A 22,558-nucleotide genomic window follows, 5' to 3' on the forward strand; every position below is an offset into this window, starting at 1 on the left:
ACAGCGTACCCCGCTGCGTTGATGCGAACCCTCAAGTCCGAATCGGCGGAGCAGCCCTTGACACCGAGAGCTTCATAGAAGGGGCGAATTCATTCGCCAAGGGCGGCGCAGCTGCCCCCTTCCGCGGGCCACAGGGCGAACCTGCGGTCCGCTTGGCGATTGAAATCGCCCCTACAGGACAGTGCCAATCCGCTGCCCCACATTGCCCTCAGAACCTCAGGCTCACCCGCGCCGTCAGGCCATTGTCCCGCCCATCCTCGGCATAGGTGCCGTTGTAGAAGAGCCCCGCGTAGGCCTGCTCGGTGAGCTGGTAGTCCAGGCCCATATCCAGGCGGATGGCGTCATCGGAGAGGGCCACGGCGGCGCCGCTTTCGTCCTCGAGGCGACTGTCGCTGAACGCGTGGCGCCAGCCCGAACTGATGCGCGCGGTCAGGCGCCGCCCGGACTCCAGGTCGATGCGCGTGGCGCCCCGCAGGCCGAAGGTGCTGTAGCCGATTTCGTCGCGCTGGCTGTCGAGGGTGCCGAGGGAATCGCTGTCCAGCCGCACATAGGCCAGTTCGCCGAAGCCCTCGACGCTGAAGTCGCGGAAATCCAGGGAATAGCTGAGTTCGCCGAACGCCTGGCCGCTGTCCGCATCGGCGGCGCGACTGTCACCGTTGTGGCCGCTCCAGGCGGCGCCCAGTTTCACGCCGATCTGGTTGTAGATCTTGGTACCGGCGTAGGCCCCCAGGTGCAGGCTGTGGATATCCGCATCCGCACCTTGCACGTCCACCGCGGTCGCCGAATAGCCGCCCATTCCTCCGACCAGCCAGGTGCCCAGCTTGCGCTCGCTACCCAGCAGCAGCCCGCCGATATCCCGCTCCCGGCGCGGCGCACGATGGTCGGCGTCCACCGAACCCTGGCTGCCGAAGGCGCGGGCCCAGGCCGGCACCTGCCCCTCGTCCAGGGGCGGCTCGCGGAAGGAGAAGCGGATCTGCTGGATGCGCTCGGACGCGGCGTCACGCAGGAAATGGCTGTCTTCCAGCAGGGTCGCGCGGCTGGCGAGGGAGTCCGCCAGGACCGGAGCGGCCGCCAACGCGCAGCAGAGGCCGGCCAGCACGAGGCCGGGCGAAAGGTAATTGCCCATGACATCCCTCTCGGAGTGGGAGCTGGGAACAACTCTAGCCGAACCACGCCAGGCAACCGGCCCGGCTCAGGATTCCAGTGGTTTCAACACCATCTGCCCGAGGACCTGGCGGCTGGCCTCCAGCACCTCCGCCTGGGTCTCCTCCCTGGCCAGCATGCGCGCCACCACCAGGGCGCCGACGCACTGGGCAAGCAGTGCCCAGGCCAGCTCGCCGCTGCCCAGGATGTCCGCCCAGGCTCGCTGCAGCTGCAGCATCCAGTGCTCGGCCTCCTCGCGCACCGCGAGGTCGGCGCGGGCGATTTCCGCGCCCAGGGCCGGAATGGCGCAACCCGTCTCGGGGTTCTGCAGATGGGCCATGCTCAAATAACGCGCCAGACAGCGCTCCAGCTTGTCGCGGGAGAAGCCCTCCTCGCGGGAGACGGCGCCGATCAGGCTCTGGGACAGCTCGCGCTGGACGATGGCGGTGAAGAGGTCGTTCTTCGAGGGGAAATGGCTGTAGAAGGCGCCGCCGGTGAGGCCGATGGCTTTCATCAGGCCGTCGACGCCGGTCGTGGAAAAGCCACCGCGCTTGGCGATGGCGCCGCTGCTTTCCAGCAGCTTCTGCCGGGTTTCTTCCTTGTGGGTGGCTGAATAACGCACGACGACCTCCGCTGGGACTGGCTTGACGCGTTGGCGAGCATAGCATAACGTCCGTTCAGCTAACGATCGTTCAGCAAAGGTGAACAGCATGGTCAGCGAAACGAAGAACAAGAAAGTCGTACTGGTGGTCGGTGCCGGCGACGCCACGGGCGGCGCCATTGCCCGGCGTTTTGCCCGCGAGGGTTATGTCGCCTGCGTGACCCGGCGCCACGCCGACAAGCTGCAGCCGCTGGTGGACGCCATCCGCGCCGAGGGCTTCGAGGCCCACGGCTTCGGCTCCGATGCGCGCAAGGAAGAGGAGGTCGCGGAACTGGTGGAAAGCATCGAGCGGGATATCGGCCCGATCGAAGCCTTCGTCTTCAACATCGGCGCCAACGTGCCCTGCAGCATCCTCGACGAGACCCCGCGCAAGTACTTCAAGATCTGGGAGATGGCCTGCTTCTCGGGCTTTCTCACCAGCCAGGCGGTGGCCAGGCGCATGGTCGCCCGCGAGCGCGGCACCATCCTCTTCACCGGCGCCACCGCCGGCCTGCGCGGCGCCGCCGGTTTCGCCGCCTTCGCCGGGGCCAAGCACGGCATCCGCGCCCTGGCCCAGAGCATGGCCCGCGAGCTGGGTCCGCGGAACATCCACGTCGCCCACGTGGTGGTGGATGGCGCCATCGACACCGAGTTCATCCGCGAGACCTTCCCCGAGCGCTATGCGCTGAAGGACCAGGACGGCATCCTCGACCCCGGACACATCGCCGACAACTACTGGTACCTGCACAGCCAGCCGCGGGACGCCTGGACCTTCGAACTCGACCTTCGCCCCTGGATGGAACGCTGGTAGCGGTGCCACGGCCGGCTGCGCGAAGCCCATGCTGCGTTGGCGGCGCTCGCTCGGCCGCAAGAATTCAGAGAACACGCAAGGGAAAAACCATGACCAAGACCGTCGAATTCTTCTTCGACCTGGGCAGCCCCAGCACCTACCTGGCCTGGACCCAGCTGCCCGCCATCTGCGCCAAGGCCGGCGCCCGGCTGCAGTACCGCCCCATGCTGCTGGGCGGTGTGTTCCAGGCCACCGGCAACTCATCCCCTGTCGAGGTGCCGGCCAAGGGCCGTTACACCCTCATGGACTTCCAGCGCTTCGCCCGCCGCTATGGCGTGGTGCTGGAATTCAACCCGCATTTCCCGATCAACACCCTGACCCTGATGCGCGGCGCCATCGGCATCCAGCTGCGCCAGCCGGAACGCTTCGAGGCCTACCTGGCAGCGATGTTCAAGGCGCTCTGGCAGGACAAGCGCAACCTCGGCGACCCGGCGGTGCTGGCGGCCACCCTGGACTCGGCCGGGTTCGACCCGCAGGCCTTTCTCGCCCTGGTGAGCGAACCGGAGGTCAAGCAAGCACTCAAGTCCGCCACCGAGGAAGCGGTGAAGCGCGGGGTGTTCGGCGCACCTACCTGCTTCGTCGGGGCGGAGATGTTCTTCGGCCAGGACCGGCTGGACTTCGTCGCCGAGGCGCTGGCCTAGCCGCCGGCTCCCAGTCCGGGCAGGGAGGCCAGCAGCCCGGCGTCCAGGCGGAGCATGCGCGCCGCCTTGTGCCCGGCGAGGCTGTAGACGTCCTGATCATCGGGCAGCTCGGCGGCCAGCCTGGCGACGTGCAGGATGAGGGCATCCCGCGAGTAGACGCCGCCCCCCAGGTGGAACGCCGCGGCGATCAACTGGCGCAACTCCAGGGGCAGGCGCCAGCGGGTGCGCAGGGCCGAACCGAATGGCGCGGCATGCTGGCGCAGCGCAGCCTCCACCTGCTCCGCGGTCAGCGCCTCGCCTCCCAGGTCACGCCAGCTCTGGATACTGCGCAGCACCGCCAGGTCGCCCAGCAGGTGCAGCAGCCCGGCGGTGTAGCAGCGCTCTGCGTCCCCCTCCAGGTATTGCGCCAGCCGGCGCGCCAGCTCGGCGGTGCGCTGGGACTGGCTCCACAGACGCTCGCCGTGAGGCAGCAGCAAGGGGTCGCTCAGACCGACACTGCGTTGCAGGGCCAGGCCCAGGGCGAGGTTGACGCTGTGCTGCGAACCCAACCGCGCCAGTGCCTGGCGCAGGGTCTGGCAGGTGCTTCCCCGGTGCTGGGCGGCGCTGTTGGCAGCGGCGATCAACTGACCGGTGAGCTGCGGGTCCTGGTGGAACAGCGGCTCCAGTTCATCGAGGTCGAGTCGATGGGCTTGCAGGGCCCTCTCCAGCGCCTGGTGCACGCTGTTCAGCAGCGGCGCGCCGGCGGCCGACTCGCGCCCCTCGGCCAGATACTCCTCCAGGGATTGCAGGGGCGAAGCGGAAGGCAACGGACAGCTCACTTCCTGGCCCGGCGCCAGCAACAGGTTGCGCAGGCGCTGCAACAGGTTCTCCGCGTTGAAGGGCTTGGCCAGGTAGGCAGTGGGCGCCAATGGCAGCGCGGCCCTTACGCTGGTGGCATCCACCCGGTCGGTGATGAGGAAAAAGGGCACCTGGGGATGGCGGCGCTGGCGCCGGACTTCACGCAGGAGCTCCAAGCCGCCGATTCCCGGCAGGCCGTAGTCCACTATCAGCAGGTCGGGCCAGCCGTCGCGGCAATGCTCGAGCACGCTGTGGCTGTCCTGCAGCACCTCCAGCTGTGCATCGCAGCGCGCGTTGCGCACCAGTTCGACGAGCAGGTCGGCGCTCCACCGATCGGCATCGGCAATCAGCACCCTGGGTGCCTGGTCGAGATCAGCCATACATGGCCTCGGTTATCCGGCTCCGTTGCAACTCCCGGCAAACGTCCCTTGCAGCCCGCACGACGCACGAGCCTTTCAGCAGACTAGTCAACACCGGGGCAGCGGGCCATTCCCGCATCTTCCAGCCCCCGGCGACCAGCAGCACCTCCGTCCTGGGCTTCGCCTTGGCTCTCGGGATGGTAGGGACCTTGGCGTGGGCAGACATGGATACCTCGACGGGCGGAAGGGAAGGCCGAATGCGTCGTCAGAATTGAAGGCGCGCAGTCTAAACCGGGGCCTGGGCGCCGGATAGTGGTATAGACCAAGGTCGAGGGCGCTCTTCCTGTAGGGGTGAATTCATTCGCGATGCGGGCCGCAGGCCTGCCCGGGGAACTCCGCCACCGGTTTGCCCTCTCCCCAACCCTCTCCCTGAAGGGAGAGGGGGCAGTCCGTGCCGGCGGTTGGCTCGGCGCTTTTCCTGTGAGGATGAATTCATTCGCGAAAGCAGGCCTGACCGATCTTCCAGGCAAAAAGAGACCCGCCGAAGCGGGTCTCTTTTCACTACCTGAGGGATCAGGCCAGTTCGTCGAAGCACTCGGCGACAATGGCAATGCCCTTGTCCAGTTGCGCGTCGGGAATGGTGACCGGCATCAGGAAGCGGATGACGTTGTAGTAGGTACCGCACGACAGCAGGATCAGGCCCTTCTCCCGGGCCCTGGCAACGATCTTGCCAACCAGCTCGGCAGCCGGCTTGCTTTCATCGCCGCCTTCGAACAGCTCGATGGCGACCATCGAACCCAGGCCACGGACGTCACCGATGACCTTGTGCTTGGCCTGGATTTCACACAGGCCGGCCTTCAGGCGCTCGCCCACGGCCTGGCTGCGCTCCAGCAGTTTCTCTTCGTCGAACACCTTCAGCACGGCCAGGGCCGCGGCGCAGGCGATCGGGCTGCCGGCATAGGTGCCGCCCAGGCCGCCGGGAGCGATGCTGTCCATGACCTCGGCCTTGCCGGTCACGCCGGAGATCGGGAAGCCACCGCCAACGGACTTGGCGAAGGTGGTCAGGTCAGGCACCACGCCCAGTTGCTCGGTGGCGAAGAAGGTGCCGGTACGGCCAGCGCCGGTCTGCACTTCGTCGGCGATCAGCAGGATGCCGTGCTGGTCGCACAGGGCGCGCAGGCGCTGCATGAAAGGCTTGGAGTTGACGTAGAAGCCACCCTCGCCCTGGACCGGCTCGATGATGATGGCCGCGATGTCCTGGGGCTGGGCATCGTTCTTGAAGATGCGCTCGATGCTGGCGATGGACTCGTCTTCGCTGATGCCGTGCAGTTCGCACGGAGCCAGGGCGCGGAACACGCCACCGGGCATCAGGCCCATGCCGGCGGAGTACGGCACCACCTTGCCGGTCAGCGACAGGGTCATCATGGTGCGGCCGTGGTAGGCGCCGGTGAAGGCGATCACGCCGGCGCGGCCGGTGGCGGCACGGGCGATCTTCACGGCGTTCTCGACGGCTTCGGAGCCAGAGGTCACCAGCAGGGTCTTCTTGGCGAAGTCACCCGGTACGCGCTTGGCGATCTCTTCGCAGAGCTCGATGTAGGGCTCGTAGGCCAGCACCTGGAAGCAGGTGTGGGACAGCTTGGTCAGCTGCTCCTGGACGGCCTCGACCACTTTCGGGTGCAGGTGGCCGGTGTTCAGCACGGCGATGCCGCCGGCGAAGTCGATGTACTCGCGACCGTCGACGTCCCAGACGGTGGCGTTCTCGGCGCGCTCGGCGACGATCGGGTGGATCTGGCTGACACCGCGGGCAACAGCAGCAGCACGGCGTTTCAGCAGGGATTCGTTCTTGCTCATAAGTTCCTCACGGCCGCTCATCGGGCGGCGCAGTCTCAAGGATGAATGCCCCCGGCAGGGGCCTTCGCAGCATACGATGATCGACTGCGAGGGCTTGCCGGAGGCCCGTTTTCTTCAAGGGTTGGAGCTGGGGCGCCGCGCGCTCTTTCGCGCCTTGCCCCTTCTTTGGATCAGATACCGCCGAGGCAGAGATACTTGATCTCCAAGTAGTCCTCGATGCCGTATTTGGAACCTTCGCGGCCCAGGCCCGAGGCCTTCACGCCGCCGAAGGGCGCCACTTCGTTGGAGATCAGGCCGGTGTTGATGCCCACCATGCCGTACTCCAGGGCCTCGGCCACGCGGAACACGCGGCCCAGGTCACGGGCGTAGAAATAGGAAGCCAGGCCGAACTCGGTATCGTTGGCCATGGCGATGACGTCGGCCTCGTCCTTGAAGCGGAACAGCGGGGCCAGCGGGCCGAAGGTCTCTTCCTTGGCCACGGCGGCGCTCTTCGGCACGTCCACCAGGATGGTCGGCTCGAAGAAGGTGCCACCCAGGGCGTGCGGCTTGCCACCGGCGAGCAGCTTGGCGCCCTTGCTCACGGCGTCGGCGATGTGTTCCTGGACCTTGGCCACGGCCTTCTCGTCGATCAGCGGGCCAGTGGTGGTGCCGTCTTCCAGGCCGTTGCCGATCTTCAGCTTGGCCACGGCGGCCTTCAGCTTCTCGGCGAAGGCGTCATAGATGCCGTCCTGCACGTACAGGCGGTTGGCGCAGACGCAAGTCTGGCCGTTGTTGCGGTACTTGGAGATCAGCGCGCCTTCCACGGCGGCGTCCAGATCAGCGTCGTCGAAGACGATGAAGGGGGCATTGCCGCCCAGCTCCAGGGATACCTTCTTGATGTCCTTGGCGCACTCGGCCATCAGTTGGCGGCCGATCTCGGTGGAGCCGGTGAAGGACAGCTTGCGCACCACCGGGTTGCTGGTCAGCTCACCACCCACTTCGGAGGCAGAGCCGGTGACCACGCTGAGCACGCCTTTCGGGATGCCGGCGCGCTCGGCCAGCTCGACCAGGGCCAGGGCGGAGTACGGGGTCTGGGACGCGGGCTTGATCACCATGGTGCAGCCGGCGGCCAGGGCCGGGCCGGCCTTGCGGGTGATCATCGCGGCGGGGAAGTTCCACGGGGTGATGGCGGCGGTCACGCCGATCGGCTGCTTGATCACGATCAGGCGCTTGTCCGGCTGGTGGCCGGGGATCACGTCACCGTAGACGCGCTTGGCTTCCTCGGCGAACCACTCGATGAAGGAAGCGGCGTAGGCGATCTCGCCCTTGGCTTCGGCCAGCGGCTTGCCCTGCTCGATGGTCATCAGGCGGCCCAGGTCGTCCTGGTTCTCCATCAGCAGCTCGAACCAGCGACGCAGCTTGTTGGCGCGCTCCTTGGCGGTCAGCGCGCGCCAGGCCGGCAGAGCACGCTCGGCGGCCTCGATGGCGCGGCGGGTCTCGGCGGTGCCCATCTTCGGCACCGTGCCGATGATTTCGCCAGTGGCCGGGTTGTTGACCTTGATGGTCTGGCCACTGTCGGCGTCCAGCCAGGTGCCATCGATATAGGCTTGCTGGCGGAACAGCTTGGCGTCTTTCAATTGCATCTCGGTCTCCTTCACGCCGGCGTTACAGGGGCGCCGGGGCAGGTTGTGGTTCTTCGGTCGATGCGCAATCGGCCGGCACGGAGTCGGTTGAAACGGCCCAGCTCATGGAGGGGCACGTGGGCGTTTGAAATCTCAAACGAATCCTAGGGCTCGGGAAAGTGAAGGGCAATAGCCCGTTCGATAAAATCAACAAAAAGTCGGTACTGTTTGTCGAAATCCTGATCAAAGATGACCAGACGCAGCACCATCGTTCAACATTGCGAACAAGACTTTGCCGCATGGACGCCGAGGCGCGACATCGGTATCATGGCGCCCCCATACGCATCCGTAGCTCAGCTGGATAGAGTACTGCCCTCCGAAGGCAGGGGTCGTGGGTTCGAATCCCGCCGGATGCGCCATATATGACAAGGCCCCTGGAGAAATCCTGGGGCCTTTGTTTTTGAGTAAGAAAAGTAAATCTGTCCGCTTTTCCGGTCCGCACGGTTCTGGCAACGGTGACCCGTTACGGCAGCATGAGCCGAATGAGTGCCGACTCGAAGTTTCCGCTGTAGGTCGTGCTGCCGGCCGGTGTGGACGCCCCGTGTGTCGGAATCGTAACCGTGCCTTCCGGATCCACGAGCGCTCCCGCAGGGGTCGCGACGGTGAATTTCGGCGAGGACAGTTTCAGCGACGCCTCCAGCAGCGAATACGGCGGGGCCTGGCTCGTCGTCGCTGCAAGCAGCACCGTGTTGTCGGCCGCAGCCGCAACCCCGCCGCCGGTCTCGAAGTCGGTGCCACCCCAGGTTGCCGCTGCCGTCACCTTCTTGCCCGTCGCTTCCAGGCGTGCGACGAATGCATCCTGGAAGCCGACGCCCAACACCGTCGTCGTTCCGGCGAGAAGCACCGAGCCGTCGGGCACCACCGCAATGCCTTCACCGGTGTCGCCGCCCTTGGTGCAGCATTCCCTGCCGAACAACAAGCTGCCATCGGAGCCGATCTTCAGCACCAGCGCGGCGATGCCGATGATGCCGCCCTTCGCCGCCTGGATGGCGCCAGCGGTGTATATGGACCCATCCGCGGCGGCGGCCATTCCGCCGCGCGCATCCACGACCTCACCTGCGCCGTACGTCCGTGCCCAGGACAGGTCGCCCACTGACGTCAGCTTCAGCACCATCACGTCGAACTGGGAAAAATTGCTGTCGGGCCGCAGTCTCGAGCTGGCCGCATAGATACTGCCGTCCGGCGTGACGGCCATCGCCTCGAAGCCGGCGGCATCGTCCCAGAGCCGTTGCCAGACAAGCTCGCCCGCCGGATCGAACTTCAGGACGAACACCCCGGCGGAGTTCGGGCCGAAGCTGGTTGTCCGGCCCGCGACGTAGACGAAGCCGTCGCTGTCCGTCGCTACCGCGCCAGCGCTATCGGACTCGCCACCACCCCAGGCCCGCTCCCAGAGCAGATCGCCGTTCGGAGCGAATTTCAGCAACACGGCGTCTCCGCCACCGTCTGCGGTGATGCCGGCCACGTAGACTGAACCGTCGGCAGCGACCGTCACTGACGCATCCGTCACCCCGACGATGGTCGGGCCGTTCCAGATCCGCTGCCAGACGACCGCTCCATTCGAGAGCTTGACGATGAAAATCCGCGTGGCGGGCTGGTTGAACTCATCGACGGCAAAGCTATCCGTCGAACCGACGAGGTACGCGCTACCGTCGGCAGCCGCGGCGACAGCGGTTGCGACTTCGGCTCCTGCCCCACCCCATGTCGTCTCGGTGAGCAAGACCTGCCCGTGCGCCGGCCTTTCGGCAAGTGCCAGCAGGACCAAAACCAGGCTTGCAAACAACACCTTCCCGACCGCGATTCCATTCCTTTGTGCTGGCGAGGGAATGCAGGTATGCGTCATGTCCTTTCTCCTGTTTGGAACGAAAAGGACCTGGACGTCGCTGATGGGGGATTAGCCGAACCGCTCGAAGCGTCTCGTCCGCTACCAGCTGCACGCCGCGACAGCGCACTACGAGCGGCACGAAGATCTCCAGGTGGTAATCCTTCAGTCTAAAACAGCATGCAAGACTTGCCAGATTTCCGGGGGACCAGTTCGTCCTACGTCGGCGCTAACGCTCAATCTCGCGTCCGCCCTTGGTCCATTTGCCACCAGAGGGCTGTAAAACACTTCCTCCGCAGTCGCCAAGCACGGCTGGTTGGAGGGATCGAGTAAGATCGATCTGCCCTTTTCCGCACTTTTCAATCCTGCCTTCCCCGCCTATAGTCCGGCCCGTCACGGTCAGTCCCGTGGCCGACCTTGGCCGGTCGATCAAGTTGGCGTACAGCGTCCCACACCAATTACAGATGCTTTCCGCATCTGTGATGCCGTGTCATGGCAACTGTACGTGGGACACCTTCGGGTGTGCCGGATGCCAACTTTCCGGTCGGCCAACCCGCGTACAGCTGCCACCCAACTTCGCTTGGCCGCGAAGTGTGGTAGCTCTCACTTCAAGTTGGAGCTTCATATGCACACGGATTTCCCCCACCTCCCACCCCCTCCGTCACAAAGCAGCTCATCGGAGCGGTGCGCCCTACCCGACCTTGTTCCCCTGACCGGCTATGCCGGCACCACGCCCGTGCTCCTGCTCGATGGCAGCTGCTCCTATATCGACCTGCAAGAGTGCGCCGATCTGCGCCTGAATGCAGCCAGGGGCCTGTTGCACAGCCTGGCGTCGATGTCGCCCGGGCAAGCCGATGGGCGTGACCTGGTGCACTTCGCCGATGCGGCCCAGCTGTTGCTGACGGATGCCTGCGACCTGTTGGCCGCAGCGAGAAAGGCGGCATGCCGGGAAGTGCTCGACGGCCCCTCCCCGCGCGATAGTCAGCGCTGACGCCCCGGCCGCGCGGCGGCGCGGGGCGTTGCCGGAGACTAGGCCAGGGCCTGCTGTGGCTTCGGCTGGTCGGGCTGTCCCTGCTGTTCGGCCGAGTCGGCGCCACCGCCCTGGAATTCCTCGGCATCCGCCCGCTCCGCGCTGGACAGGTCGCTCGCCCGGAAACCGGTTATACGCAGCAGGGCGAGGGTGCAGGCCAGGGACAGGATGGCGTAGCTCGCCGAGGCCATGGCCACGCCATTGATGCTGCCGGTGGAGTTGAGTATCCACTGAGCCAGCACCGGAGTGGCGCCGCCCACCAGCAATGAGCAGAGCTGGTAGGCCAGGGACAGCCCCGAGTAGCGCACCCGTGTGGGAAAGGCGCGTGCCAGGATGCCGCCGATGGCGCCGTAGAACATGGCGTGGGGAATGGTGGCCAGGCACATGCCCACCGCGGCGATCCAGAACACCTTGGTTTCCACGGCGAAGAACATCGCCGGCATCAGGATGAACTCCGGCAGCACTATCAGCGCCACAGCCTTGCGCATGTCGATGCGGGAAGTGAGCAGGGCCCCTAGCGGCTGGGTGAAGAACTGCACCACCAGGGCGATGACGATGATGCTGAGAAAGGTGCCCTGGCTGTAACCCAGGGTCTTGGTGGCCCAGGACAGGGCGAAGGTGCTCTTGAAGTAGGTGACGTGGATCACCGGCAGGGTACCGGCGCCCAGCAGCACGATCAGCCAATGCTTGCGCAGCACTTCCATGATCGGCAGCTTCACGGTCTTCTTCTGCCGCAGCAGGCGCTGCATGTCCTGGGATTCCTCCAGGGTGAGGCGGATCACCATGCCGACTATCACCAGGGCCGCCGACAGCAGAAAGGGCACGCGCCAGCCCCAAAGGATGAATTCGGACGTGGGCAGGCTGCTGAGGCCGAAGAAGACCAGGGTCGCCAGCAGATTGCCGGTGGGCGAGCCCTGCTGGGCGAAGGCGGCGTAGAGGATGCCCTTGCCCTTGGGCGCGCTTTCGCTGGCGATGAGGATGGCGCCGCCCCACTCGCCGCCCACCGCGATGCCCTGGAGCACGCGCAGCAGCACCAGCGCGACGGGCGCCCAGATGCCGATTTCCGCGTAGGTGGGCAACAGGCCGATGCAGGTGGTGGCTATCCCCATCATGACCAGGGTGATCACCAGGGTGGTCTTGCGTCCGATGCGGTCGCCCAGATGGCCGAAGATCACCCCGCCCAGGGGGCGTGCGATGAAGCCGGACCAGAGGGTGACGAAGGACAGCAGCGTGGCGACGCCCGGGTCCATGTCGGAGGGGAAGAAGACCTTGCCGAACACCAGGGCGGCGGCCAGGCCGTAGATGTAGAAGTCGTACCACTCGATGGTGGTGCCGATGAAAGACGCGATGCCCGCCCTGCGGGCCTTCCGGTGCTGTTCCTTCTCGCTGGCTGAGTTGCTGCGGTGCATGGACCCTACCTCGATTGTTCTTGTTGTCGGGTGCAACGCCCCCGCGCCCCCATGGACAAGGCGGAGAAGGCGCGGGTAACGCGGTGTTGCACGGCTTGAGACTCGAGTCGAACGGGAGTCTAGGAGTGAGGCGGGGAAAGCAATAGTCGTTTGTTTTTATGGCTTGATAACCGAATCCGTATGGTCGGTGCCGTCGTCCAGGCAGGCCTTGAGGATGTCGAGGAACTGCCGCGCCGCCTCCGGCGGGTTCTCCTCGGCGAGGATGGCGTGGATTTCCGATGGCGCGCCGGCCTGTTCGATCTCCACGCAGTGCACGTCGTGGCGCCAGGCGCGGCTGAGGGTTTCCGGCAGCAGGGCAACGCCCATGCCCTTCGCGACCATCGCCACTATGGTCTGCCAGAGGCGTGCCTCGTGGCGGATCTGCGGGCTGAAGCCGGCGGCCACGCAGCGGGCGATGATCAGGTCGTGATAGTGGGGCGAGGCATGGCGCGGAAACAGTATGAAGGCGTCTTCCCGCAGTTCCGCCAGATCGATCCGCGCCCTGTCCGCCAGGCGGTGACCGGGTGGCAGGCAGCAGACGAAGGGGTCGGCGATCAACGCCTCCGAGTCGATGCCCGGCGGCAGGGTGCCCCGATGCACGAAGCCGATGTCGATCTGCCCCCGCTGCAGCGCCTGGGCCTGTTCGGCGCTGTTCATCTCCTGCAGCACCACCTCCATGCCGGGGAAACGTGCCTCGAACGTCGCCACTGCCTGCGGCAGGCCGCGATAGAGCATGGAGCTGACGAAGCCCGCGCGCAGGCGTCCGAGGGCGCCCTGGGCGGAACGCAGGGTCAGGCGCCGCGCCTGTTCCGCCTGCAGCAGCAGGTTGCGCGCTTCCTCCAGCAGCACCTGGCCGGCGGCGGTCAGCTTCACCGACTTGTTGTTGCGCTGCAGGAGCTGGATGCCCAACTGCTCCTCCAGTTTCTTGATGTCGAAGCTCAGGGCCGGCTGGGAGATGAAAAGACGCGCGGCGGCACGGCCGAAATGCAGTTCTTCGGCCACCGCCACAAAGTAGCGCAGCTGTTTGAGGTCCACGATCCGCTCTCGCGACGATACGAATTTCTTATCGTAAGTGCTTTTTATTGTATTGGATACTTATCGAAGGGCTTCCTAGTCTCGGCGCACAACAAGTCGGAGTGACGCCATGACTGCCATGCCCGAAATCCAGAACCGCGATGACCTGAACATTCCCGACAGCAGCGGGATGAACCTCTTCACCTGCGACCCGGCCCTGGCCCACCTGCTGGCGGCCTATCTGCCCGAGGATGTGCTCGAACCCTGGCTGCCCGAACTGGAACGCCTCGGCGCCCGCGCCGGCGGCGAGCTGGACCGCCTGGCCCTGTCGGCCGACAAGAACCCGCCCGTGCTGGCCGCCCGCACCCGCCGTGGCGAGGACCTGCAGCGGGTGATCAAGCACCCGGACTTCGTCGCCCTGGAGCGGGTGGCCTACTCCGAACTGGGCCTCGCTGCCATGAGCCACCGCGCCGACGGCCCGCCGCCACTGATCAAGTACGCCCTCACCTACCTCTTCGTGCAGGCCGAGTTCGGCCTCTGCTGCCCGGTCAGCATGACCGACTCGCTCACCCGCACCCTGCGCAAGTACGGCGCGCCGGAACTGGTGGAACGCTACCTGCCGTCCCTGGCCTCGAAGGATTTCGACAGCCTCTACCAGGGCGCCATGTACATGACCGAACAGGCCGCCGGTTCCGACGTGGCGCGTACCCGCACCTGCGCGCGGCTGGAGGGCGGCGAATGGAAGCTGTACGGCGAGAAGTGGTTCTGTTCCAACCCGGACGCCGACCTCGCCATGGTCCTGGCCCGCCCCGAAGGCGCGCCGGAAGGCATGGCCGGGGTGACCCTGTTCCTGCTGCCGAAGCACCGGCCGGACGGCTCGCCCAACGCCTATCGGATCGTCCGCCTGAAGGACAAGCTCGGCACCCGCTCCATGGCCAGCGGCGAGATCAGCCTGGAAGGCGCCAGCGCCTACCTGATCGGCGAGATCGGCAGAGGCTTCCAGCAGATGGCGGACATGGTGAACATGTCGCGCCTGTCCAATGGCGTGCGCGCCGCTGGGCTGATGCGCCGTGCGGTCAACGAAGCCCTGTACGTGGCGCGCAATCGCCTGGCGTTCGGCAAGCACCTTGCGGACATGCCTCTGATGCAGCGCCAGTTGCTGAAGCTGATGCTGCCCGCCGAGCAGGCGCGTTCGATGTTCATGCAGATCGCCACCCTGCTGCCCCGTGCCGATGGCGGCGATGCCGAGGCGCAGAAGTGCGTGCGCATCCTCACCCCGCTGATCAAGTTCCGCGCCTGCCGCGACGCCCGCCGGGTCACCGGCGACGCCATGGAGGTGCGCGGCGGCGTGGGCTACATCGAGGAATGGAGCGATGCGCGCCTGGTGCGCGACGCCCACCTGGGGTCGATCTGGGAAGGCACCAGCAACATAGTCGCGCTGGACATCGCCCGCGCCATCACCCGCGAGGATGCCCTGGCGCCCCTGCAGCGCCACCTGCAGCAACTGCTCGCCGACGCCGACCTGCCTGCGCCGGTGACGACGCTCCTGCGCGAGCTGCTGGACCGCGCGGCGCGGACCATGGCCGAGGTGGCCGCCGAGCGCCGCCACGAGCAGGTGCGCCAGGCCGGCAGCGCGCTCTACCACATCGCCACGGCGATCTTCATGGCCTGGGAGGCGCAACGCCTGGCACCGGACTACCGCCGCCTGGCCCTGGCGCTGCTGGTGGTACGCCACAAGCTGCTGCCACGGGACCCGCTGAACCCGGCAGCCGAACCCGCCAGCGCCCTGCTCGCCCCGCTGTCCGCCGAGGTTCCCATGAGCCTGGACGAAGCCTTGCAGTTGCTGCCGCGCTGAGGTGCCCATCATGACCAACCCGAACATCCAGCACGAACAGGGCGCCCTGCGCGGCATCCGCGTCATCGACCTCAGCCGCGTGCTGGGCGGCCCCTACTGCTCCCAGGCGCTGGCCGACCACGGCGCGGAGGTGATCAAGCTGGAACCTCTCGCAGGTGACGAGACTCGTGGCTGGGGCCCGCCCTTCGAAGGCGACACGGCGTCCTACTTCAAGGGCGTCAACCGCAACAAGAAGGGCATCGCCGTCGACCTCTCGAAAGCCGAAGGCATCGACCTGCTGCTGCGGCTGCTGGAAGACGCCGACGTCCTGCTGGAAAACTTCAAGCCCGGCACCCTGGCGCGCTGGGGCATCGGCTATGAGGAGGTGCTCCGCGAGCGCTTCCCGCGCCTGATCCACTGCGCGGTGTCCGGCTTCGGCGCCGACGGCCCCCTCGGCGGGCTGCCGGGCTACGACGCGGCGATCCAGGCCATGGCCGGGTTGATGAGCGTGAACGGTGAAGCGCAGGGCGAGGCCCTGCGCATCGGCCTGCCGATCGTCGACATGGTCACCGGGTTGAACGCGGTGATCGGCATCCTCCTGGCGTTGAACGAGCGCCAGTCGAGCGGACGCGGACAGTCGGCGGACATCGCCCTGTACGACTGCGGCATCTCCCTGCTGCACCCGCACCTGCCCAACTACTTCGCCTCCGGCCGCACGCCGCAGCGCACGGGCAACGCCCATCCCAACATCGCACCCTACGACAGCTACCGCACCGGCACCGAGCCGATCTTCCTCGCCGTCGGCAACGACCGCCAGTTCGCCCGGCTGTGCCAGTACCTGGGCGCCGAGGCGCTGCTGGACGACCCGCGCTTTGCCGACAACGGCAAGCGCTCGGTCAACCGCCAGGCCCTCAAGCAGGCCCTGGAAAACCACCTGGCGGCACACGACGGCCGCGAGCTGGCCGAACGGCTGATCCGTCTCAGCGTGCCCTGCGGCGCCATCGCCACGGTGGATCGGGTGGTCGAGCACCCGCATACCCGGCATCGCGGTCTGGTGGTGAAGCTGGGCGAGTACCGGGGCATCGCCTCTCCGGTGAAGCTGTCGCGCACCCCCGCCAGCTACCGCAGCGCGCCGCCGGCGCTGGGCGAAAACACCCGTGAGGTGCTGGCGGGGCTGGGCCTGTCGCCCACCGCGGTCGACACCCTGCTGCAACGCGGCATCGTCCGCGGCTGAACCCATGCGGCCGGTTCTCGGCCGCCCTCTTCCGAACCCGCATGACTGGAGATCGCCATGAGCGCTGGCCAGGGGGCGGTACGCCCCGAACCCACGGTATTGCTGGAGCGCCCGCACGCGGGCGTGGCCCTGCTGCGGCTGAATCGCCCGGCAGTGTTGAACGCCCTGAACATGGCCCTGCGCGAGGAACTGGCCGGGCACTTCCTGCGCCTGGTCGACTGCGCTGAAACCCGCGTGATCGTCATCACCGGCGGCGACACAGTCTTCGCCGCCGGGGCTGACCTCGGCGAGCTGGTGGATGCCTCGGCCCTGCAGATCTACCAGCGCCACGTCGAACGCCACTGGCAGGCGATTTCCCGCTGTGCCAAGCCGGTCATCGCCGCCGTCAACGGCTACGCCCTGGGTGGCGGCTGCGAGCTGGCGATGCATTGCGACCTGATCGTAGCCGGCACCTCCGCCCGTTTCGCCCAGCCGGAAATCAAGGTCGGCGTGATGCCCGGCGCCGGCGGCACCCAGCGGCTGCTGCGCGCGGTGGGCAAGTTCCAGGCGATGCGCATGCTGCTCACCGGTTGCCGGGTGCGCGCCGAGGAGGCGCTGGCCTTGGGCCTGGTCAGCGAAGTGGTGGCCGACGCACAAGTGCTGCCCCGTGCCCTGGAGCTGGCGCGCCAGATCGCCGGCATGCCGCCGCTGGCGGTGGCGCAGATCAAGGAGGTGGTCCAGGCCGGCATGGACATGCCGCTGGAGTCGGCCCTGGCGCTGGAGCGCAAGGCCTTCCAGCTGCTGTTCGACTCCCGGGACCAGAAGGAAGGCATGCGCGCCTTCCTGGAGAAACGCACACCGGAGTACCAGGGCACATGAACGGCCAACCGATAACCCGCGTCGGTGTGGTCGGCACCGGCGCCATGGGGCAGGGCATCGCCCAGCTCGCCGCACAGGCCGGGCTCGCCGTGAAACTGTTCGACGCACGCCCCGGCGCGGCACAGCAGGCCCGCGACGGCATCGCGGCGATCCTCGCCAGGCAGGTGGAAAAGGGTCGCGTGACGACTGAAGCGGCCAAGCATGCGGTGCAGAACCTCAAGGTGGTGGAGCGCCTGGAGGATTTGCATGGCAGCCAGCTGGTGGTGGAAGCGATTGTCGAACAGCTGGAGGCCAAGCAGGCGCTGTTCCGCGAACTGGAAGAGGTGCTGGACGGCGATGCCATCCTGGCGAGCAATACGTCGTCCTTGTCGATCACCGCCATTGCCTCGGCCTGCCACGATCCCGGCCGCGTCGCCGGGCTGCATTTCTTCAACCCGGTGCCGCTGATGCGCCTGGTGGAAGTCATCGACGGGCTGGCCACCCGCAACGATGTGGGTGAACGCCTGCTGGCACTGGTCCGCGTCCTGGGCCACCAGCCGGTGCGCGCCCGCGACACGCCTGGCTTCATCGTCAACCACGCCGGACGCGCCTTCGGCACCGAAGCGCTGCGCATCCTGGGCGAGGAGGTCGCCAGCGTGCTGCAGATCGACCGGGTACTGCGCGAAGGTGCCGGCTTCCGCATGGGGCCTTTCGAACTGCTCGACCTGATCGGCCTGGACGTCAGCCTGCCGGTGATGGAGTCGGTCTACCGGCAGTGGTACGAGGAGCCGCGTTTCCGCCCCCATCCGCTGCTGCGGCAGATGCTCGCGGCGGGCCACCTGGGCCGCAAGAGCGGCCGGGGCTTCTACCATTACGCTGGTGAAGCCCCGGCGCCGCAGGACGACTCACCGGCAGCGCCGATTTGCCATTCCATGCCACCGGTATGGCTGGGCGCCGATGACGAGGCCGACCGCGTCCGTCTGCAGGCGCTGCTGCAAAGCCTGGGCGCTGGGCTGGAAACCGGCGAACGACCCTCCGCACAGGCGCTGTGCCTGCTCGCGCCACTCGGCGACGACGCCAGCGAGGCTGCACTGCGCTTCGCCGTCGACCCGGCGCGGGTGGTGGCCATCGATGCCCTCGCGGACCTGGAGCGGCATCGCTGCCTGATGCTCAACCCGCAGACCCGCGCGGACATGCGGGACGCCGCCCATGCCCTGTTCGCCCGCGACGGCGCCGCAGTGGCGGTGATCCGCGACAGTGCCGGCTTCATCGTCCAGCGCACCCTGGCCTCGATCGTCAACCTGGCCTGCGACATCGCCCAGCAGGGCATCGCCACGCCGGCGGACATCGACCAGGCGGTACGCCTCGGACTCGGTTATCCACAGGGGCCGCTGGAATGGGGCGACCAGCTGGGCGCCGCGCGGCTGCTGCGCATCCTCGAGCGCATGCACGCGCTCAGTGGCGACCCGCGGTATCGCCCCAGTCCCTGGCTGCGCCGCCGGGCCAGCCTGGGCCTTTCCCTGCGCCAGCCAGAAAACCCTTTACCCGCCTGAGCCATTTCCGCGAGGAACCCAGCATGCTCGATGCCTATATCTACTCCGGCCTGCGCACCCCGTTCGGCCGCCACGCCGGAGCCCTCTCCCGGATGCGCCCGGATGACCTGGTCGGCACCTTGCTGGCCAGTGTGTTGGAACGTTCCGGCTTCTCCGCCGCCGACCTGGAGGACGTCATCCTCGGCTGCACCAACCAGGCCGGTGAGGACAGCCGCAACCTGGCGCGCCACGCCCTGCTCGCCGCTGGCCTACCCTGGCGGGTGCCCGGACAGACGGTGAACCGCCTTTGCGCCAGTGGCCTGTCGGCGGTGATCGATGCGGCGCGCGCCATCACCTGCGGCGAAGGCCGGCTGTACCTGGCCGGCGGCGCCGAGAGCATGTCGCGCGCGCCTTTCGTCATGGGCAAGGCGGAAAGCGCCTTCAGCCGCAGCCAGGACCTGTTCGACAGCACCATTGGTGCGCGCTTCGCCAATCCCCGGCTGGTGGCGCGTTACGGCAATCACGGCATGCCGGAGACTGGCGACAACCTGGCCCATGAGTTCGGTATCTCCCGGGAGGACGCGGACCGCTTCGCCGCCGCGTCCCAGGCGCGCTACCAGGTGGCACTGGCGGCAGGCTTCTTCGCCGGCGAGATCGCGCCCATCGAAGTACCCCACGGGCGCAAGGGCGAGACGCTGACCGTCACGCACGATGAGCATCCGCGTCCGCAATCGGACCTTGCGGCCCTGTCCCGTCTGCCAACGCTGTTCCCCGGCGGCGTGGTCACCGCAGGCAACGCTTCGGGCATCAACGATGGCGCGGCGGTGCTGCTGCTCGGCAATCGCGAGATCGGCGAGCATCACGGGGTCAGGCCACTTGCCCGCATCCTGGCCTCGGCTGCCGTGGGTGTGGAGCCAAGGATCATGGGCATCGGCCCGGTCCAGGCGATTCAGGTCGCCCTGCAACGTGCCGGCCTCGCCCTGGATGACATCGATCTGATCGAGATCAACGAGGCGTTCGCCCCGCAGGTCCTCGCCTGCCTGAAAGCCCTGGGCCTCGCCTTCGACGATCCGCGGGTCAATCCCCATGGCGGCGCCATCGCCGTCGGCCATCCGCTGGGCGCCTCCGGCGCGCGGCTGGCGCTGACCGCCGCCCGGGCACTGCACCACAGGAACCTGCGCTACGCCGTGGTCAGCCTCTGTGTCGGGGTCGGCCAGGGCGTGGCCATGGTGATCGAGCGCGCATGAAGCGCGCCTGCACCCGCAACCTTGGAGAGCCCCCATGCACAAGAACAAGAAAGGCCCTGTTTTCCTGCTGACCACTCTCACCGGCTGCTGTGGGCCGGCGCTGGCCGACGGTTTTCTCGAAGACGGCAAGGCCAGCGTGACCGTCCGCAACTTCTACATGAACCGCGACTTCCGCGAAGGCACGGGTCGATCCAGGAGCGAGGAGTGGGCCCAGGGTTTCCTGCTCGACTACCGCTCTGGCTACACCGCAGGCACGGTCGGTATGGGCGTCGACGCCCTGGGTAAGCTCGGCATCAAGCTGGATTCAGGCCGCGACCGCAGCGGCACCGGGTTGCTGCCGGTTCAGGATGATGGACGTGCGGCGGACGACTACTCGCGCCTCGACCCCACCGCCAAGCTGCGCCTCTCCCGCACGGAACTGAAGGTCGGCGCCCTGGTGCCCAAGCTGCCCAGCGTGCAACCCAACTTCGGCCGCCTGTTCCCGCAGGTGTTCCAGGGCGGCCTGCTCACCTCCAACGAGCTGGACCGGCTGACGCTGAACCTGGGGCGGCTCGACGAGGTGAGCCAACGCAATGAGGCAGGCACCAGCGACCTGGCGCTGTTCAATCGCAACAAACGCTTCGCCGCGGCCGCACGGGCGGACCATTTCAAACTGGCGGGCCTGGATTACCAGTTCGCCCCGGGTTGGACCGGCAGTTACCACTACGGCGAGCTGGAGGACGTCTACGACCAGCACTTCCTCGGCCTGAAGGGCCGGCTGCCGATAGGCGCGGCCAGCCTGGAAACCGACCTGCGCCTTTCGATCAGCAAGGACAGTGGCGCGGTGCGTGGCGGCCGCATCGACAACCAAGCCTTCAGCGGGCTGCTGACCTACCGCCTGCACAGCGGCCACGCCGTCGGCCTGGGCTACCAGCGCATGGGCGGTGACAGCGCCTTTCCCTACCTGGATGGGGCCGATCCCTACCTGATCAACTTCGGCCAGTACAACGACTTCGCCGAAGCCGGCGAAACTTCCTGGCAGGCGCGTTACGACTATGACTTCGCCGCCTTGCGCCTGCCCGGCCTGAGCCTGATGACGCGCTATTTCAGGGGGCGGGATGCCGAGCCTGTAACGGGCAGTGGAAGCCGCGAATGGGAACGCGACACCGATATCAAATACGTGCTGCAGGACGGCGCCCTGAAAGGCCTGGGCCTGGTCTGGCGCAATGCCGTCTATCGCTCCGCCTTCAGCCGTGGCGTCGACGAAAACCGCCTCTACCTGACCTACGACCTTCCCCTGTTCTGACGGGCAATGACAGGAGAGCCCCGGCAAGGTGCCGGGGCCTTGCCATGGCACTCGACTCAGCCGGCCATCTCTCCGCAGAGATCCAGCGTCAGCCAGCGCTCCACCTCCATCTGGGGCAGGCCAGCACCCAGCAGGCTGAAGAGCTTGCCCAGCGCCGCTTCGCGGGTCATGCCAGCGCATGACGTCAAACCTGCACGGGCAAGATGGCTGGCGGCGGCGTAGACACCGAATTTCACCGCGCCTTCCGGGCACTGGCTGATGGCGGCCAGCACCACGCCACGAGCATGGGCCTCGTTCAGGGCGGCAAGGAAGTCGGCGTTGTCCGAGGGGCCGGTGCCGCTGCCATAGCACTCCAGCAGCAGGCCCTGGACGCCGCTGTCGAGTACAGCACGCAGTTGTGTGGAAGAGAGACCGGGAAATAGCGGCTGCACGGCGAGGCTTACCGTCTGGCGCGGCCTGCGGTAGTCGAGTTCTGCGGGCAAGGCCGGCACCCGCTGGCCGTGGCGTGGCCGCCCAGCCTCGGCGAAGGCGTCGAAAGTGTCACTCCTGCGCTTGGTGACGTACGCACCATTGAGCAACTTGCCGTTGAAGTAGAGATGCACGCCAGGGGCGACGCCTGCCGCGAGCAGCGCCAGGGCGCCGAACAGATTGGGCCAGGCATCGCCGCCTTCGACGCCTGCGGGCTGCATGGAGCCGGTGAGCACCACCGGCACCGGCAGGCCAAGAAGCAGGAAGGACAGCGCCGCGGCGCTGTAGGCCAGGGTATCGGTGCCATGCAGCACGAGTACGGCATCACAGCCATCCTGTTCCACGCCTTCGACTATGGCGTCGCGCATGGCCAGCCAATTGGCCTGGGTCATGTTGGCGCTGTCCAGGGGCGGCGACAGTTCACGGAAAATCCAATCAGGAACTTGCCGCTCGGGGTGGGCGGCCTGTTCGGCGCGTAGCCGGGGCTCGAAGCCGGAAGCAGGTGCAAGGCCCGCGTCGGTCATCTGCATGCCGATGGTACCGCCGGTGTAGAGCACCAGGAGCTTGCGGGAGGGGGACATGGTTTCTCCGTTATTGTTGTACTGCAGTCCCAGCCATCCTAATCCCGCCCGGTGCGTCGGCCTACCGGCGTCAGGAGGTTATTTTCTCGCGCGCAAAGACAAACCCCCGACACGCCTGGGCGTATCGGGGGTTTGGGATAGAAGCTTGACGATGACCTACTCTCGCATGGAGAAGCTCCACACTACCATCGGCGATGCGTCGTTTCACTGCTGAGTTCGGGATGGGATCAGGTGGTTCCAACGCTCT

At 67.0% G+C, this 22,558-nt stretch carries 18 protein-coding genes, 1 tRNA gene and 1 rRNA gene; 10 read left to right on the forward strand and 10 right to left on the reverse strand.

Features of this window, described 5'->3' with window-relative positions; all coding sequences use genetic code 11:
• Window positions 1–208: 208 nt before the first annotated feature.
• Complete coding sequence (locus ACFPU0_RS08630; RefSeq protein WP_377692484.1) at window positions 209–1,126, reverse strand: autotransporter outer membrane beta-barrel domain-containing protein; 918 nt, start codon at window positions 1,124–1,126, stop codon at window positions 209–211.
• Window positions 1,127–1,192: 66 nt separating this feature from the next.
• Complete coding sequence (locus ACFPU0_RS08635) at window positions 1,193–1,765, reverse strand: TetR/AcrR family transcriptional regulator (protein ID WP_377692485.1); 573 nt, start codon at window positions 1,763–1,765, stop codon at window positions 1,193–1,195.
• Between the two features lie 88 nt (window positions 1,766–1,853).
• Here ACFPU0_RS08635 and ACFPU0_RS08640 point away from each other — a divergent pair, with 88 nt between their 5' ends.
• Window positions 1,854–2,594: an SDR family oxidoreductase gene (locus ACFPU0_RS08640; RefSeq protein WP_377692486.1), complete on the forward strand. Its 741-nt coding sequence runs from the start codon at window positions 1,854–1,856 to the stop codon at window positions 2,592–2,594.
• Window positions 2,595–2,683: 89 nt separating this feature from the next.
• A complete protein-coding gene (locus ACFPU0_RS08645; protein WP_377692487.1) occupies window positions 2,684–3,274 on the forward strand; it encodes a 2-hydroxychromene-2-carboxylate isomerase in 591 nt (196 codons plus the stop codon).
• Here the strand turns inward: ACFPU0_RS08645 and ACFPU0_RS08650 are convergent.
• The 3 genes from ACFPU0_RS08650 to gabD form a co-directional block, all read right to left on the reverse strand.
• On the reverse strand, window positions 3,271–4,491 hold the full coding sequence (locus ACFPU0_RS08650) for an HDOD domain-containing protein (protein WP_377692488.1): 1,221 nt from the start codon (window positions 4,489–4,491) through the stop codon (window positions 3,271–3,273). The two genes, ACFPU0_RS08645 and ACFPU0_RS08650, sit on opposite strands and share 4 nt — an antisense overlap.
• 552 nt (window positions 4,492–5,043) lie before the next feature.
• Window positions 5,044–6,321, reverse strand: a complete 1,278-nt coding sequence (gene gabT, locus ACFPU0_RS08655) for a 4-aminobutyrate--2-oxoglutarate transaminase (protein WP_377692489.1) — start codon at window positions 6,319–6,321, stop codon at window positions 5,044–5,046.
• A gap of 170 nt (window positions 6,322–6,491) precedes the next feature.
• Window positions 6,492–7,943, reverse strand: coding sequence for an NADP-dependent succinate-semialdehyde dehydrogenase (gene gabD, locus ACFPU0_RS08660; RefSeq protein WP_377692490.1), 1,452 nt, complete (start codon window positions 7,941–7,943; stop codon window positions 6,492–6,494).
• Window positions 7,944–8,264: 321 nt separating this feature from the next.
• Between gabD and ACFPU0_RS08665 the strand changes: the two genes are divergently transcribed.
• Window positions 8,265–8,341: transfer RNA gene (locus ACFPU0_RS08665), tRNA-Arg, on the forward strand.
• Window positions 8,342–8,445: 104 nt separating this feature from the next.
• Here ACFPU0_RS08665 and ACFPU0_RS08670 read toward each other — a convergent pair.
• Window positions 8,446–9,822, reverse strand: a complete 1,377-nt coding sequence (locus tag ACFPU0_RS08670) for an SBBP repeat-containing protein (protein WP_377692491.1) — start codon at window positions 9,820–9,822, stop codon at window positions 8,446–8,448.
• A 715-nt stretch (window positions 9,823–10,537) separates the two neighbouring features.
• Between ACFPU0_RS08670 and ACFPU0_RS08675 the strand changes: the two genes are divergently transcribed.
• A complete protein-coding gene (locus ACFPU0_RS08675) occupies window positions 10,538–10,792 on the forward strand; it encodes a hypothetical protein (RefSeq protein ID WP_377692492.1) in 255 nt (84 codons plus the stop codon).
• Window positions 10,793–10,830: 38 nt separating this feature from the next.
• Here ACFPU0_RS08675 and ACFPU0_RS08680 read toward each other — a convergent pair whose 3' ends face one another.
• Window positions 10,831–12,240, reverse strand: a complete 1,410-nt coding sequence (locus tag ACFPU0_RS08680; protein ID WP_377692493.1) for an MFS transporter — start codon at window positions 12,238–12,240, stop codon at window positions 10,831–10,833.
• Window positions 12,241–12,396: 156 nt separating this feature from the next.
• A complete protein-coding gene (locus ACFPU0_RS08685; RefSeq protein ID WP_377692494.1) occupies window positions 12,397–13,314 on the reverse strand; it encodes a LysR substrate-binding domain-containing protein in 918 nt (305 codons plus the stop codon).
• Between the two features lie 109 nt (window positions 13,315–13,423).
• On the opposite strand from ACFPU0_RS08685, the gene ACFPU0_RS08690 reads away from it, so the two are divergent.
• The 6 genes from ACFPU0_RS08690 to ACFPU0_RS08715 are packed head-to-tail and all read left to right on the forward strand — an operon-like array spanning window position 13,424 to window position 21,262.
• Window positions 13,424–15,148: an acyl-CoA dehydrogenase family protein gene (locus ACFPU0_RS08690; RefSeq protein ID WP_377692495.1), complete on the forward strand. Its 1,725-nt coding sequence runs from the start codon at window positions 13,424–13,426 to the stop codon at window positions 15,146–15,148.
• Window positions 15,149–15,158: 10 nt separating this feature from the next.
• Complete coding sequence (locus ACFPU0_RS08695; RefSeq protein WP_377692496.1) at window positions 15,159–16,361, forward strand: CaiB/BaiF CoA transferase family protein; 1,203 nt, start codon at window positions 15,159–15,161, stop codon at window positions 16,359–16,361.
• Between the two features lie 57 nt (window positions 16,362–16,418).
• Window positions 16,419–17,219 (forward strand): enoyl-CoA hydratase, encoded by an 801-nt coding sequence (locus ACFPU0_RS08700; RefSeq protein WP_377692497.1) that lies wholly within the window; start codon window positions 16,419–16,421, stop codon window positions 17,217–17,219.
• Entirely contained in the window at window positions 17,216–18,751 is a 1,536-nt protein-coding gene (locus ACFPU0_RS08705) for a 3-hydroxyacyl-CoA dehydrogenase (RefSeq protein ID WP_377692498.1), read from the forward strand. The genes ACFPU0_RS08700 and ACFPU0_RS08705 overlap by 4 nt, the downstream gene beginning before the upstream one ends.
• Before the next feature lie 23 nt (window positions 18,752–18,774).
• Window positions 18,775–19,977, forward strand: a complete 1,203-nt coding sequence (locus ACFPU0_RS08710) for a 3-oxoadipyl-CoA thiolase (protein ID WP_377692499.1) — start codon at window positions 18,775–18,777, stop codon at window positions 19,975–19,977.
• A 34-nt stretch (window positions 19,978–20,011) separates the two neighbouring features.
• Window positions 20,012–21,262, forward strand: coding sequence for an OprD family porin (locus tag ACFPU0_RS08715; RefSeq protein ID WP_377692500.1), 1,251 nt, complete (start codon window positions 20,012–20,014; stop codon window positions 21,260–21,262).
• Window positions 21,263–21,318: 56 nt separating this feature from the next.
• Here the strand turns inward: ACFPU0_RS08715 and ACFPU0_RS08720 are convergent, their stop codons facing one another.
• Window positions 21,319–22,311: an asparaginase gene (locus tag ACFPU0_RS08720; RefSeq protein ID WP_377692501.1), complete on the reverse strand. Its 993-nt coding sequence runs from the start codon at window positions 22,309–22,311 to the stop codon at window positions 21,319–21,321.
• A 143-nt stretch (window positions 22,312–22,454) separates the two neighbouring features.
• A 5S ribosomal RNA gene (gene rrf, locus ACFPU0_RS08725) occupies window positions 22,455–22,558 on the reverse strand; the annotation flags it as partial.

It is taken from the genome of Pseudomonas sp. GCM10022186 (assembly GCF_042656385.1).
Lineage (GTDB): Bacteria > Pseudomonadota > Gammaproteobacteria > Pseudomonadales > Pseudomonadaceae > Metapseudomonas.

What these genes read in the sequence shown, in the direction of transcription:
- ACFPU0_RS08695 (WP_377692496.1), top strand. Translation starts at nt 15,159, where the DNA reads ATGACCAACCCGAACATCCAGCACGAACAGGGCGCCCTGCGCGGCATC.
- ACFPU0_RS08700 (WP_377692497.1), top strand. Translation starts at nt 16,419, where the DNA reads ATGAGCGCTGGCCAGGGGGCGGTACGCCCCGAACCCACGGTATTGCTG.
- ACFPU0_RS08715 (WP_377692500.1), top strand. Translation starts at nt 20,012, where the DNA reads ATGCACAAGAACAAGAAAGGCCCTGTTTTCCTGCTGACCACTCTCACC.
- ACFPU0_RS08710 (WP_377692499.1), top strand. Translation starts at nt 18,775, where the DNA reads ATGCTCGATGCCTATATCTACTCCGGCCTGCGCACCCCGTTCGGCCGC.
- gabT (WP_377692489.1), bottom strand. Translation starts at nt 6,321, where the DNA reads ATGAGCAAGAACGAATCCCTGCTGAAACGCCGTGCTGCTGCTGTTGCC.
- ACFPU0_RS08690 (WP_377692495.1), top strand. Translation starts at nt 13,424, where the DNA reads ATGACTGCCATGCCCGAAATCCAGAACCGCGATGACCTGAACATTCCC.
- ACFPU0_RS08705 (WP_377692498.1), top strand. Translation starts at nt 17,216, where the DNA reads ATGAACGGCCAACCGATAACCCGCGTCGGTGTGGTCGGCACCGGCGCC.
- gabD (WP_377692490.1), bottom strand. Translation starts at nt 7,943, where the DNA reads ATGCAATTGAAAGACGCCAAGCTGTTCCGCCAGCAAGCCTATATCGAT.
- ACFPU0_RS08645 (WP_377692487.1), top strand. Translation starts at nt 2,684, where the DNA reads ATGACCAAGACCGTCGAATTCTTCTTCGACCTGGGCAGCCCCAGCACC.
- ACFPU0_RS08670 (WP_377692491.1), bottom strand. Translation starts at nt 9,822, where the DNA reads ATGACGCATACCTGCATTCCCTCGCCAGCACAAAGGAATGGAATCGCG.
- ACFPU0_RS08640 (WP_377692486.1), top strand. Translation starts at nt 1,854, where the DNA reads ATGGTCAGCGAAACGAAGAACAAGAAAGTCGTACTGGTGGTCGGTGCC.
- ACFPU0_RS08630 (WP_377692484.1), bottom strand. Translation starts at nt 1,126, where the DNA reads ATGGGCAATTACCTTTCGCCCGGCCTCGTGCTGGCCGGCCTCTGCTGC.
- ACFPU0_RS08720 (WP_377692501.1), bottom strand. Translation starts at nt 22,311, where the DNA reads ATGTCCCCCTCCCGCAAGCTCCTGGTGCTCTACACCGGCGGTACCATC.
- ACFPU0_RS08650 (WP_377692488.1), bottom strand. Translation starts at nt 4,491, where the DNA reads ATGGCTGATCTCGACCAGGCACCCAGGGTGCTGATTGCCGATGCCGAT.
- ACFPU0_RS08680 (WP_377692493.1), bottom strand. Translation starts at nt 12,240, where the DNA reads ATGCACCGCAGCAACTCAGCCAGCGAGAAGGAACAGCACCGGAAGGCC.